Annotated in this window: 12 protein-coding genes; 6 read left to right on the plus strand and 6 right to left on the minus strand. The window is 60.2% G+C overall.

Annotated elements, in window-relative coordinates; all coding sequences use genetic code 11:
- The first annotated feature begins 137 nt into the window (after positions 1-137).
- The 4 genes from ENJ19_12270 to ENJ19_12285 all read left to right on the plus strand — a co-directional run bounded on the left by ENJ19_12270 (position 138) and on the right by ENJ19_12285 (position 3,106).
- A complete protein-coding gene (locus tag ENJ19_12270; GenBank protein ID HHM06496.1) occupies positions 138-1,280 on the plus strand; it encodes a GNAT family N-acetyltransferase in 1,143 nt (380 codons plus the stop codon).
- A gap of 18 nt (positions 1,281-1,298) precedes the next feature.
- A complete protein-coding gene (locus ENJ19_12275; protein ID HHM06497.1) occupies positions 1,299-2,018 on the plus strand; it encodes a leucyl/phenylalanyl-tRNA--protein transferase in 720 nt (239 codons plus the stop codon).
- Positions 2,015-2,785, plus strand: a complete 771-nt coding sequence (locus ENJ19_12280) for an arginyltransferase (GenBank protein HHM06498.1) — start codon at positions 2,015-2,017, stop codon at positions 2,783-2,785. The genes ENJ19_12275 and ENJ19_12280 overlap by 4 nt, the downstream gene beginning before the upstream one ends.
- Positions 2,786-2,887: 102 nt before the next feature.
- Positions 2,888-3,106: a translation initiation factor IF-1 gene (locus ENJ19_12285; protein ID HHM06499.1), complete on the plus strand. Its 219-nt coding sequence runs from the start codon at positions 2,888-2,890 to the stop codon at positions 3,104-3,106.
- Between the two features lie 50 nt (positions 3,107-3,156).
- Here ENJ19_12285 and clpA read toward each other — a convergent pair whose 3' ends face one another.
- The gene (gene clpA / locus ENJ19_12290) at positions 3,157-5,430 is read right to left on the minus strand and encodes an ATP-dependent Clp protease ATP-binding subunit ClpA (protein HHM06500.1); all 2,274 of its coding nucleotides are present in this window, start codon (positions 5,428-5,430) and stop codon (positions 3,157-3,159) included.
- Between the two features lie 31 nt (positions 5,431-5,461).
- On the minus strand, positions 5,462-5,788 hold the full coding sequence (gene clpS, locus ENJ19_12295) for an ATP-dependent Clp protease adapter ClpS (protein ID HHM06501.1): 327 nt from the start codon (positions 5,786-5,788) through the stop codon (positions 5,462-5,464).
- 297 nt (positions 5,789-6,085) lie between these two features.
- On the opposite strand from clpS, the gene ENJ19_12300 reads away from it, so the two are divergent.
- Positions 6,086-6,298: a cold shock domain-containing protein gene (locus ENJ19_12300; protein ID HHM06502.1), complete on the plus strand. Its 213-nt coding sequence runs from the start codon at positions 6,086-6,088 to the stop codon at positions 6,296-6,298.
- 85 nt (positions 6,299-6,383) lie between these two features.
- Here the strand turns inward: ENJ19_12300 and ENJ19_12305 are convergent, their stop codons facing one another.
- Both ENJ19_12305 and ENJ19_12310 read right to left on the minus strand, forming a co-directional pair.
- On the minus strand, positions 6,384-7,646 hold the full coding sequence (locus ENJ19_12305; GenBank protein HHM06503.1) for an NADP-dependent isocitrate dehydrogenase: 1,263 nt from the start codon (positions 7,644-7,646) through the stop codon (positions 6,384-6,386).
- 53 nt (positions 7,647-7,699) lie between these two features.
- Positions 7,700-10,024 carry a DNA internalization-related competence protein ComEC/Rec2 gene (locus ENJ19_12310; protein ID HHM06504.1) on the minus strand — a complete coding sequence of 775 codons (2,325 nt, stop codon included), beginning with the start codon at positions 10,022-10,024 and terminating at the stop codon, positions 7,700-7,702.
- Positions 10,025-10,059: 35 nt separating this feature from the next.
- Here ENJ19_12310 and ENJ19_12315 point away from each other — a divergent pair, with 35 nt between their 5' ends.
- Positions 10,060-10,617: a DUF2062 domain-containing protein gene (locus tag ENJ19_12315; GenBank protein ID HHM06505.1), complete on the plus strand. Its 558-nt coding sequence runs from the start codon at positions 10,060-10,062 to the stop codon at positions 10,615-10,617.
- A 6-nt stretch (positions 10,618-10,623) separates the two neighbouring features.
- Here the strand turns inward: ENJ19_12315 and lolD are convergent, their stop codons facing one another.
- The gene (gene lolD / locus ENJ19_12320) at positions 10,624-11,325 is read right to left on the minus strand and encodes a lipoprotein-releasing ABC transporter ATP-binding protein LolD (GenBank protein ID HHM06506.1); all 702 of its coding nucleotides are present in this window, start codon (positions 11,323-11,325) and stop codon (positions 10,624-10,626) included.
- Positions 11,318-12,031 (minus strand): FtsX-like permease family protein (locus ENJ19_12325; GenBank protein ID HHM06507.1); only part of this gene is annotated, 714 nt, incomplete at its 5' end. The genes ENJ19_12325 and lolD, both read right to left, overlap by 8 nt.

The following is a 12,031-nucleotide window of genomic DNA, read 5'->3' on the forward strand; positions in this document are numbered from 1 at the left end:
GACTGTTGGCTCTTGTCATGGAATCTCCTCATAATTCCGCGCCGGGCACCCGTCACACCCGCCGCGCCGTTTTCCGCGTCAATCTGTTGTTGGTCTCACTGTGGACCGACACCTAACAAGCGTAGTGCGATTTGAACATGAACGTGGCTATCGTGGAATCCCTGGACCGGGTCAATGCCCGGGAATGGGACGGTCTGCTGACTCAAGGCTACCCCTTTCTTCGCCACGCCTTTCTTCACGCGCTGGAGCGCCACCAGGGCCTCGGACCGGGCACGGGATGGCATCCCCGCTATTTGCTGATGCGCGAGGGAGCCAAGCTGGTGGGTGCCCTGCCCCTGTATCTCAAGGATCATTCCTGGGGCGAATTTGTCTTCGATTGGGCCTGGGCCGATGCCTGCCGGCGCAGCGGTGTCCGCTACTACCCCAAACTGATTATCGCCGCCCCTTACACGCCGGCGACCGGGCCCCGGCTGCTGACTGCCCCGGAACCAAGGCGCCCCGCCCTCATCCAGGCACTGGCGGCAGCGGCCATGGACTACGCCCGGGACAGTGGGGTCTCATCTCTCCATGGGCTGTTCATGACGGAGGAGGCCTTGCAGGCGCTGGAGCAACACGGTGCATTGCGCCGCACAGGCTGCCAGTTTCACTGGTACAAGGGGGAGGATGAGACGTTCGAGGACTACCTGGCCCGCTTCACTTCAGCGAAACGAAAGAAGATCAAACGGGAGCGACGCCAAGTCAAAGAGGCAGGCATCACCACCCGGGTGTTGACCGGAGAGCAGGTGGAAGATGCCCACTGGCGCTGTTTTTACCGCTGCTACCGAGACACCTTTTTGCGCAAGAGCGGCTTTGTTCCCCTGCCCCTGGCGTTTTTTCAGACAGTGGGCCGGACCCTGTCCGATGCAGTGGTGCTGGCACTGGCGGAACATCGGGGCAAGGCGGTGGCGGCCGCCTTGAGCTTTCGCGGCGACAAGGTACTCTACGGCCGCTACTGGGGCAGTGAAGCCTGCTACCACAGCCTGCACTTCGAGCTGTGCTATTACACCGGTATCGAGTATTGCCTGCGCCAGGGTATCCACCGTTTCGAGCCCGGCGCCCAGGGGGAGCACAAAGTGAGCCGCGGCTTCCTTCCCCGGGCCACCTATTCGGCCCATTGGCTAAAGGACCGGCACTTCCACAATGCCGTGGCGAAGTTCCTGCGTTACGAACAAAGGGAAATGGACTACTATATGAAAAGTCTGCTGTCCCACTCGCCTTTCAAAACACCGCGGCCACTTTAGACTCAGGCGCTGACGTTCATGGTTTCTGTCAACGGTTTACAGTGGCTGGATGCCGATGATGACATCACGCCCTTCGCCCCGCCGGAGCAGGCGCTGACCGATCCCAATGGTCTGCTTGCCGTCGGCGGCAGTTTGTCACCCCAGCGTCTGACAGCGGCCTACCGCAGCGGCATCTTTCCCTGGTTCAGCGAGGGCCAGCCCGTTTTGTGGTGGTCCCCCGACCCCCGCGCCGTGTTCTATCCCGCCGAAATCAGGATTTCCCGCAGTCTGCGCAAGAGGCTCAGGCGGGGCGAATACCGGATTACGGCGGACCGGGCCTTTGCCCGGGTAATCACCGCCTGTGCCCAGACCCGCGCCGATGGACTGGGTACCTGGATTACCGCTTCCATGCGTGAGGCGTATTGCCACCTGCATGAACTGGGTGTGGCCCATTCGGTGGAAGCCTGGTACGAAAACGAGCTGGCAGGGGGACTGTACGGCGTGGCCCTGGGCCGGGTGTTTTTCGGCGAGTCCATGTTTTCGCGGCGCAGCGACGCCTCCAAAGCAGCCTTCGTAGCCCTGGCCCGACAGCTGGAAAACTGGGGCTACGCCATGATCGACGGCCAAGTCCCCTCCCGCCATCTGGCCAGCCTGGGCGCACGGCTCATGCCCCGGGCACAGTTCATCGCCCGTCTGGAGCACTATTGTCAGCAGGCGGAGCCGGTGGAGAGCTGGGCGGGATTCGGGACAACCCCATGAATACCGGTCCCGCAGGGCACAGGCGTGAAACCGTGAGCGTTTACTGCGGCCATACCCACCCGTGCAGTTATCTCCCCCGCCGCAGCGCCGTCACCCAGTTCGTCGATCCGCACCAGCCCATGGACCGCCCGCTCTACAGCAGCCTCATGGATATGGGCTTTCGCCGCAGCGGCGAGTTCGTTTATCGGCCAAAATGCCGGGCTTGCGATGCCTGCATCCCCTTGCGGGTGAACGCCGCGGGCTTTCAGCCCACGCGCAGCCAGCGTCGTACCTGGCGGCGTAACCAGGACCTGCGCACCCTCACTGTAGAGGCCGGCTTCGACCCCCGGCATTTCGCCCTCTACCGCCGCTATCTGGCTGCCAGGCATCCGCACAGCGACATGAACGGGGGGGATCCGGATCAGTACCGGCATTTTCTGCTCAGCTCCTGGTGCGACACCCGTTTCGTTGAATTCCGGCTGGGACGGATCCTGCTGGCGGTAGCGGTTGTCGACCGCCTCACAGACGGCCTGTCCGCCGTCTACACGTTTTACGAGCCCGGACACCCGAAGCGGAGCCTGGGCACCTACGCTGTACTGTGGGAAATCGAGGAGGTCCGCCGCCTGGGCCTGAGCAGCTTGTATCTGGGGTATTGGATTCCTGAGTGCCCCACCATGCGCTATAAAAGCGACTTCCGTCCGGCTCATATCCACAGGAAAAACCGCTGGATGCCGTTAACCGAATGGCGAGGTTTTGAACAAAGCCAGGCCGCTCAGCGCCCCCTTTGAAATATTCGCCTAGTTAAGGCAATATGCGCCCTCCACAGGGATTAGCTGGCGCCGCTTCTGCGCCCGCCCCCTTGGCCAGCAGCAGCGGAGTATTTGCACCTAATGGCAAAAGAAGATCACATTGAGATGGAAGGAACGGTTGTTGAAACCCTTCCCAACACCATGTTCCGGGTGGAACTGGAAAACGGTCATGTGGTGACCGCCCATATCTCGGGCAAGATGCGCAAGCACTACATCCGCATACTTACCGGCGACAAGGTCACCGTTCAGCTCACGCCCTACGACCTGAGCAAAGGACGTATTGTCTACCGGGCCCGCTAGGGCGGCAAAACGCACGTGTGGCGCATGCCGTTGACCTGGCCGGATGGTGCTTACGCGTGAGTCAGGGCCTCGCCCGCTGTGCTGAAGTGAAACACGAGTTCGCCGTCTTTAAGCGCCACAACAACATGGCCGCCGTTGGCCAATTCGCCGAACAGCAGCTCGCCGGCCAAAGGCTTTTTGATGTTTTCCTGGATCACGCGGCTCATGGGACGGGCACCCATGACCGGGTCGAAGCCGTGCTCCGCCAGCCACGCCCGTGCCTCTTCGGTCACCTCCACCGTCACGCGTTTCTCTTCCAGCTGGGCTTCCAGTTCCACCAGGAACTTGTCCACCACACTGGACACCGTCTGCCGGTCCAGCTGTCTGAACTGCACGATGGCATCCAGGCGGTTGCGGAATTCGGGTGAAAAGGTTTTCTTGACGACTTCCATGCTGTCACTGGAGTGATCCTGGGTGGCAAAACCCATGGAGCGGCGGCTGAGCTGCTCACCGCCGGCGTTGGTTGTCATAATTAGCATAACATTGCGAAAATCGGCTTTGCGGCCGTTGTTGTCGGTCAGCGTACCGTGATCCATCACTTGCAGCAGCAGGTTGTACACATCGGGATGGGCTTTTTCGATCTCGTCCAGCAATAACACGCAATGGGGATGTTTGGTAATCGCTTCAGTCAGCAAGCCGCCCTGATCATAGCCCACATAGCCAGGGGGGGCGCCGATCAGCCGTGACACGGTATGGCGCTCCATGTATTCGGACATATCGAAGCGCACCAGTTCTATCCCCAGGATTTTGGCCAGCTGGCGCGACACTTCGGTTTTGCCCACACCGGTGGGACCGGCAAACAAGAAGCAGCCAATGGGCTTTTGCGGGTTCCCCAAACCGGAGCGGGCCATCTTGATGGCGGCATCCAGGGACTCGATGGCCTCGTCCTGCCCGTAGACCACCAGTTTCAGGTCACGTTCCAGATTGCGCAGCGCCTCTCTGTCAGAACTGGAAACACTCTTCGCTGGTATGCGCGCAATCTTCGCAACAACATTTTCAACATCAGCAACGCCTATGGTTTTCTTCCGCCGTGACGGGGGCAACAAGTGCAGATTGGCCCCCGCCTCGTCAATCACGTCTATGGCCTTGTCGGGCAAATGCCGGTCGGTGATGTAGCGAGCAGACAACTCCGCCGCGGCCCGCAGCGCGGCCTGGGAATACTTCACTGAATGATGTTCCTCAAAGCGGCTCTTCAACCCTTTCAGAATAGCCACCGTGTCTTCGATGGAGGGTTCACCCACATCAATCTTCTGGAAACGGCGGGCGAGTGCCCGGTCTTTCTCAAAGATTCCACGATATTCCTGATACGTGGTGGAACCAATGCATTTCAAAGCACCGGATGCCAGCACCGGTTTGATCAAATTGGACGCATCCATGACGCCACCGGAGGCCGCTCCTGCACCGATGATGGTATGTATTTCATCGATAAAAAGAATGTTGCCCGGTTCCTTGCCCAACTGGGCCAACAGGGCCTTCAGGCGCTTCTCGAAGTCGCCCCGGTACTTGGTGCCGGCGAGCAAGGCGCCCATATCCAGCGAATAAATGGTGCTGTTCGCCAACACTTCCGGCACATCACCGGTGACAATCTTGCGCGCCAGCCCCTCCGCCAGCGCCGTTTTGCCGACGCCCGCTTCCCCGACAAACAAGGGGTTGTTTTTGCGCCGGCGACACAAGATTTGGATGGTACGTTGAATTTCGAAATCGCGACCGATCAAAGGATCAATTTTGTCGCGCCGTGCCAGCTCGTTGAGATTCGTCGCAAACGCTTCCAGCGGGGACTTCCCGGCACTCTGTCCGGTTTCCTCTTCGTCGCCGGACATAGGCAGGCCGTCAGGCTCGTCGTCTTCCCCGTGAATCTTGGAGATGCCATGGGAAATGTAATTCACCACGTCGAGACGGGCGATATTCTGACGGCTGAGAAAATAAACCGCCTGCGAATCCTGCTCGCTGAATATGGCCACCAGGACATTGGCGCCGGTGACTTCCTTCTTGCCCGATGCCTGCACATGAAACACCGCCCGCTGCAACACCCGTTGAAAACCCAAGGTGGGCTGAACTTCACGACCGTCTTCGGGAGAAAGCAGCGGCGTCGTCTCCTCAATGAAAGCCATCAAATCACTTTGCAGTTGTCCCAGGTCAGAGCCGCACGCCTCCAGCACTTTTGCTGCGGATTCGTTTCCGATCAGCGCCAACAACAAATGTTCCACGGTCACGAATTCATGCAAACGCTCCCGCGCTTCCCGAAACACGTTGTTCAACGTTTGTTCCAAATCCGGGCTTAACATAGGGTTACCTCAACTCTCGACGCTCGTCGCACTACGTCTCTTCTAAAGTACACAGCAAGGGGTGCTGATTTTCCCTGGCATAGCGATTGACCTGATCCACTTTGGTTTCAGCCACATCGCGCGTAAACACCCCGCACACCCCGGCGCCGCGGGTATGTACATGCAACATGATTTGCGTGGCTTTTTCCAGATCCATCCCGAAAAACCTACGAAGCACATCAACCACAAACTCCATAGGGGTATAGTCGTCATTTAGAATGATGACTTTAAATAGTGGGGGTTGCTTGAGCTTGGGCTTGGCGTCCTGAACTGCAACCCCATCGCTGTTTTCATGGCCAAGGAGAGGTCGATCACCCATGGCTAGTACCTATAACGTCATCTTTCAAAAGCCACTTGAGCTGTCCCAGTGTGCTCGTGATACAGGCAAGGGATTACCGGTGGGTATTCTACTACGTGACCCGCGAAAATGGCGCGGCATCGGAGATTCGGCGGCTATACTTGACAATAATACCGAGTTGGACGACAGTGTCCAAGCGTAAATATTACAATATGCTCATGCAGTATCGAGCTGGGAGTGGGGTCCGAATGCTGTACCGTGGGGATCTCTGGCGATGTGCAAACGGCTTGCTGCCGTCGCAATGCGGAGAGGTAAGCAATGAAAACCGCGACCGGTGTTGTGAAGTGGTTTAGTAACGCCAAGGGCTATGGCTTTATTCTGCCGGATGAGGGGGGAGAAGAAGTTTTTGCCCATTTCTCGGCGATCGAGATGGAAGGTTACCGGACGCTAAAACAAGGCCAGAAAGTGGAGTTTGAGTTACAAGAAGGCCCGAAGGGCTGGCTGGCTTCGCATATTCGGCCGAGCAGCTAGTACTCTTTTGCGAGTACCAGTACACCGCTGACAACAACATCACACAAAAGACGTGGGGCCTTTGTCAAAAAAGGCCCCAAGGGTTTTATTGCTTCATGTTTTGTATTACTGCCTCGCCGAAGCCGGAGCAGGAGACTTGCTCCGCACCGCTCATCAGGCGCGCCAGATCCTGCGTGACGGTCTTTGCCGCTATCGCACCGCTCACCCCCTGAATAAGCTGCTCGGCAGCGTCAAGCCAGCCTATGTGACGCAGCATCATCTCAGCGGACAATATCAGGGAGCTGGGATTCACCACATTCCTGCCCGCGTACTTGGGCGCCGTGCCGTGGGTTGCCTCAAACAAGGCCACGGTGTCGGACAGATTCGCCCCCGGCGCAATGCCGATACCGCCCACTTGGGCGGCCAGGGCGTCCGAGATGTAATCGCCGTTTAAATTCAAGGTGGCAATGACATCAAACTCCGCCGGGCGCAGCAGGATTTCCTGAAGAAAGGCATCAGCGATAACATCTTTCACCACAACCGGTTGGCCTGTAACGGGATGGTTGAACTGCATCCACGGTCCACCGTTCAGCGGCTGGGCGCCGAATTCCTCTTGCGCCAACTCATAACCCCAGCTCTTAAACGCGCCTTCTGTGAATTTCATGATGTTGCCCTTGTGCACCAAAGTCACGGAATCACGCTGGTTGTCTATGGCGTATTGCAGCGCTTTGCGCACCAGGCGCCGGGTGCCGTCCCGTGATACGGGCTTGATGCCGATGCCGGAGCTGTCCGGGAAACGGATTTTGGTCACGCCCATGTCGCGCCGCAAAAAGTCGATGACTTTCCTGGCTTCTTCGCTGCCGGCGGCCCACTCGATTCCGGCATAGATGTCTTCGGAATTTTCCCGGAATATCACCATGTTGACCTTTTCCGGCGCGCGCACCGGGCTGGGGGTGCCGGCGAAATAGCGTACCGGCCGCAAGCACAGATACAGATCCAGCTCCTGGCGCAGCGTTACGTTTAAAGAACGAATTCCGCCCCCCACGGGAGTGGTCAGCGGCCCTTTGATGGCGACAGCATACCGCCGCACTGCATCCAGGGTTTCGTCCGGCAACCAAACCCCTTCACCGTAAACCCGCGTGGCCTTCTCCCCGGCATAGATTTCCATCCAGGCGATCCGACGGCCACCGTCGTAGGCTTTTTCCACGGCGGCATCCACGACCCGGCGCATCACCGGCGTCACGTCCACGCCGATGCCGTCCCCTTCGATAAAGGGGATCAGCGGCCGGTCGGGCACGTCCATCGTCCCTGAAGCCGCAACGCTGATGGCTTCCCCGTCTGCGGGAACGATGATCTTTTCATAGGCCATGGGCATCTCCTGTTGGAAAAAAATAATGTGATTTTAGCAAGTTCCAAGCCATTTCAGCACTCGCAGGGGGAGTGCCAGTAGCGTCGCGCCTGGCGGCGATAGGGTTCCGGCGCCGTGGGGCTTTGCGCGCGCAGGCGGAACCGGATGGCGCCCAGGGCCGCCGTGCTCAAGCCCACCGCTCCCACGGCCGCATAACGGGCCATTACCTCGGGTTTGGGAAAACCGTAGCGGTTGTGCCAGCCGACGGGAAACAGCACATAGCGCGGCGCCACTGCCCGGACAAACGCCATCGTGGACGACGTATTGCTGCCGTGATGGGGGGCCACCAGCAACTTTGCTGCCAGCATTCCCCCTGCTTTGAGGAGGCTCTGTTCCGCTTTTCGTTCAATGTCTCCGGTCAGCAGCGCATCCGCCCCGCCGGCGGCGGTCACACGCAGCACACAGGAACTGTCGTTGCCGCTTGATATTGCATCAAAGGGATAAATCATCTCGAATTCCACGCCGTCCCACTGCCACCGCTGTCCCGCCTGGCAGGGGGCCACCTGAGACAGATGCTGTTCCACCGCTCTGGGTGCGCTGCTCAGGGCCCGGGCTACGGGCAGCTCACTGACGATGGACGATAAACCACCGCGGTGGTCCATGTCCCCATGGCTCAGCACCAGCAGGTCGAGCCGCCGGATGCCTTCGTGCCGCAAAAAGGGCACCACCACGGCGCGCCCCGCATCAAACTGCGGTCCAAAGCGAGGGCCGGTATCAAACAACAGCGCGTGATCAGTGGTACGCACCACCGCTGCCAGGCCCTGTCCCACGTCCAACAAGGTGAACCACGCCTCACCGTAGCCCGGCCGGGGGGGTGTGACCAGCGCCAGGGGCAGCAGCAACACTGCGCCCACCCAGCGCCCCGGGATGCCGGCCGGTGCCAACAGCATCACCGCCCCCAGCACGGCTGCCGCCAGGGCCCAGGCAGGAGGCGCCGACTGTGTCCACTCGGCCCACGGCAGGGCCGCCAGGGCCTCCAGTCCGTACCACAGTCCTGCCAGGGCCAGCCCGGCGCCATGCAGCAAAATTGCGCCCACGCCGGGCAGGGACACCAGTAGTGCCGCGCCCGCCAGGGCCAGCGGCACCACCACGAAGCCCACCCACGGTACGGCAACCAGATTGGCAAGCGGCGCAACCAGAGAACTGCGCTGAAACAAAATCAGCATCAGGGGCAACAGCCCCACCGCCAGCGACCATTGAACACGACCCCAGCTGCGCCAGTGACTGTCAGACCGGCGACGTCCCAGCAAGGCGTACAAGATGAACGCCACCGCGGCGAACGACAGCCAAAACCCCTCATCCAGGGTCGCAAGGGGATCAAAGAGCAGTACGGCAAGCAGGGCCAGCATAAAGGTGTGAACGGACTGGCTTTGGCGTCGCAACATCACAGCGCTCATCACCACTGCCACCATCAGCAGGGCCCGCTGGGTGGGCAGGGTGAACCCCGCCAGGGCGGCGTATGCCGCCGCCGCCAGCAGGCCGGCTCCGGCGCCCGCAGCGGGCGCCGGCAAGTAGAGAACCGCCCGGGGGATGCGGACCCACAGGCGACGGGCCAGAAAAAACGCCAGGCCACTCACCAGGCCGATATGGAGGCCGGAAATCGCCAATAGATGATTGGTGCCGGTGCGGGTCAGCACGGCCCATTGTCCGGAACTCACGGCCTGGCGGTCACCCACCACCAGGGCGCGGATCAGCCCAGCCATCTCACTGTCGCCCAGAATTTGCCGGATACGCTCAGTCAGTGCCTGGCGCATCCGGTCCAGGCCGGGGGGGGCATCTTCCAGCAGACGCCGCTCTCCCCGGTTTCTGACATAGCCTGTGGCCCGTACCCGCTGCCGGAACAGACGTTTTTCATAGTCGTAACCGCCCGGATTCATGAACCCGTGGGGCGGCTTCAGGCGCACGGTCAGACGCCAGCGCTGGCCTGCCACCAGAGGCGGCGCCCCCTGGTACCAACTCAGGAGCAGCCGCTTCGGTCCGCTGGAGGCCAGTGTCGCGTTTTCCCACTGAAGAACGTCAAAATAAAAACGTTCCCGGCGGCCGTCCTTTTCCGGGAGTGAGGCAATGCGTCCTTCCACCACCAGATCATGCCCGACCCACGCAACGGGAAACTGTTGGCTGAGGACAGGGCTGGCGACCAGCAGGGGCCACAAAAACCCCATTGTGAAAAAGGCGGCAGGCCGCCACAGGGGACAACGCCACGTCACCCACAGGGCCACCGGCAACAACCAACACCATGCCACCGGGGGCAGTGCAGGCAGCTGCTGAAAAGCGAGATTCCCCGATAAAAAACACAGGGTTGCTGCCGGAAGACTGTAAAGTTCACGGAAAACGTGCATAATCCCGGGTCGCCCCGCTTGGAGCGAGAACGCAAGTGCCGAGAAGAATCATCAAACGCTACTTGCCGGATCACAACGAAATCAAGAAACACCGCTACTTACAGTGTTTTGGCCGTTTGTTGCATGATCCGCTGTTGTGGCATCTCAACCGTCGCTCGGTGCCAGGCGCCATGTCGGTGGGCTTGTTTTGTGCTTTTATCCCCGTTCCCTTTCAGATGCTCATCGCCGCCGGCCTGGCTATTTTTTTGCGCGTGAACCTGCCCTTGTCGGTAGCCCTGGTGTGGATCACCAACCCGCTCACTATGCCGCCTATTTTTTATTTTGCCTACAAATTCGGCGCCTGGCTGCTGGATGCCCCGGTCACGGCAGTGACCTTTGAACTGAGCTGGGAATGGCTGGAAGAGGAATTGACGGTAATCTGGCAACCGTTTCTGTTGGGCTGCTTTGTTCTGGGAACCCTGGCGGCAGCACTTGGAAACGTCGTCGTGCGCATTATGTGGCACATCCACATCGTGCGTTATATCAAAATCAAGCGCGCCCAGCGCCTGGAAAGAAAACGCCAGACGCAGCTCACGCAAAACCCGCCGGAGTGACGAGGGCTAGGCCTTGAGCGGAGAGGCTGCCACGTCGCGCAAACGCCCCCGCTCCAGCAGCAGGCTTCTGTCCATACCTGTCGCCAATTGATGATCGTGGGTCACGACCACAAAGCTGGTGCCGAAATCACGGTTCAACTCCAGCATCAGGTCGTAGACCTGGTCCGCTGTTTTGTAGTCCAGGTTGCCAGTGGGTTCGTCCGCCAGGACGCAGCACGGCTCTGTCACCAGCGCTCTCGCCACCGCCGCCCGCTGCCGCTCGCCGCCGGACAATTCCCCCGGTTTGTGCTGCAAACGACCTCCCAGCCCCACCCTTTCCAGCAAGGGCCGTGCCCGGTCCCGCGCCCGCCTGGGCGACAAACCGCGAACCAACAAGGGCATGCACACGTTTTCCAGGGCCGAAAACTCCGGCAACAAATGGTGAAACTGGTAGACGAAGCCCAGGGCTTCATTGCGCAAATGGCCCCGTTTCACATCGCTGAGTTCAGCGATGTTCTGCCCCTTTACCCATACCGTCCCACGGCTGGGGATATCCAGACCACCCAACAGATGCAGCAAAGTGCTTTTGCCCGAACCGGAGGCCCCGACGATGGCCACGCGTTCCCCTGGCGCCACCGCGAGATCGACCTCCACCAGCACTTCCACCGCCAACGAGCCCTGACGGTAGGTTTTGGCCAGATGACGGCAGCGGAGCACCGGCTCACTCATAACGCAGCGCCTCCGCAGGCTGGGTACGCGCGGCGCGCCAGGCAGGGTAGAGGGTGGCCAGCAGGCTAACCAGCAGGGACACGCTGCATATTCTGACGACGTCTGCTCGCTGCAAATCCGACGGCAGGTCGCTGATGTAGTAAATGTCCGGTGGCAGAAAATGCACGCCGAAGGCCTGCTCCAGGGCCGGCACGATAGTCTCCACATTCAAAGCCAGGGCCACGCCCCCCACGCCGCCCAACAAGGTGCCAACCAGACCGATGAGTGCCCCCTGCACGATGAAGATCGCCATAATGCTGCGCGGCTTGGCCCCCAGGGTGCGCAAAATGGCGATATCCGCTTCCTTGTCCCGCACCGTCATCACCAGGGTGGAGACGATATTGAAGGCAGCCACGGCGACGATCAGCATCAAAATCACGAACATTACCGTTTTCTCCGTGCGCACGGCCCGGAAAAAATTGGCGTGGCGCCGGGTCCAGTCGCTGACCAGGTAGCCGGCGGGGAGGTCCTTGATCAGGGTTTTGGCCAACAGCGGGGCCTGGAATAAATCATCCAGCTTGAGCCGCACCCCGCTGGCCTCCCCCGGCAGCCGGAAGAGTTTGGCGGCATCGCGCAGATGCAGCAGGGCCAGGGCACTGTCGTATTCATACATGCCCACTTCAAACACCCCCACCACAGTGAAGCGCTTGAGGCGGGGAATGATGCC

The organism is Gammaproteobacteria bacterium, from assembly GCA_011375345.1.
Lineage (GTDB): Bacteria > Pseudomonadota > Gammaproteobacteria > DRLM01 > DRLM01 > DRLM01.

What these genes read in the sequence shown, in the direction of transcription:
- ENJ19_12270 (HHM06496.1), top strand. Translation starts at nt 138, where the DNA reads ATGAACGTGGCTATCGTGGAATCCCTGGACCGGGTCAATGCCCGGGAA.
- ENJ19_12275 (HHM06497.1), top strand. Translation starts at nt 1,299, where the DNA reads ATGGTTTCTGTCAACGGTTTACAGTGGCTGGATGCCGATGATGACATC.
- ENJ19_12280 (HHM06498.1), top strand. Translation starts at nt 2,015, where the DNA reads ATGAATACCGGTCCCGCAGGGCACAGGCGTGAAACCGTGAGCGTTTAC.
- ENJ19_12285 (HHM06499.1), top strand. Translation starts at nt 2,888, where the DNA reads ATGGCAAAAGAAGATCACATTGAGATGGAAGGAACGGTTGTTGAAACC.
- clpA (HHM06500.1), bottom strand. Translation starts at nt 5,430, where the DNA reads ATGTTAAGCCCGGATTTGGAACAAACGTTGAACAACGTGTTTCGGGAA.
- clpS (HHM06501.1), bottom strand. Translation starts at nt 5,788, where the DNA reads ATGGGTGATCGACCTCTCCTTGGCCATGAAAACAGCGATGGGGTTGCA.
- ENJ19_12300 (HHM06502.1), top strand. Translation starts at nt 6,086, where the DNA reads ATGAAAACCGCGACCGGTGTTGTGAAGTGGTTTAGTAACGCCAAGGGC.
- ENJ19_12305 (HHM06503.1), bottom strand. Translation starts at nt 7,646, where the DNA reads ATGGCCTATGAAAAGATCATCGTTCCCGCAGACGGGGAAGCCATCAGC.
- ENJ19_12310 (HHM06504.1), bottom strand. Translation starts at nt 10,024, where the DNA reads ATGCACGTTTTCCGTGAACTTTACAGTCTTCCGGCAGCAACCCTGTGT.
- lolD (HHM06506.1), bottom strand. Translation starts at nt 11,325, where the DNA reads ATGAGTGAGCCGGTGCTCCGCTGCCGTCATCTGGCCAAAACCTACCGT.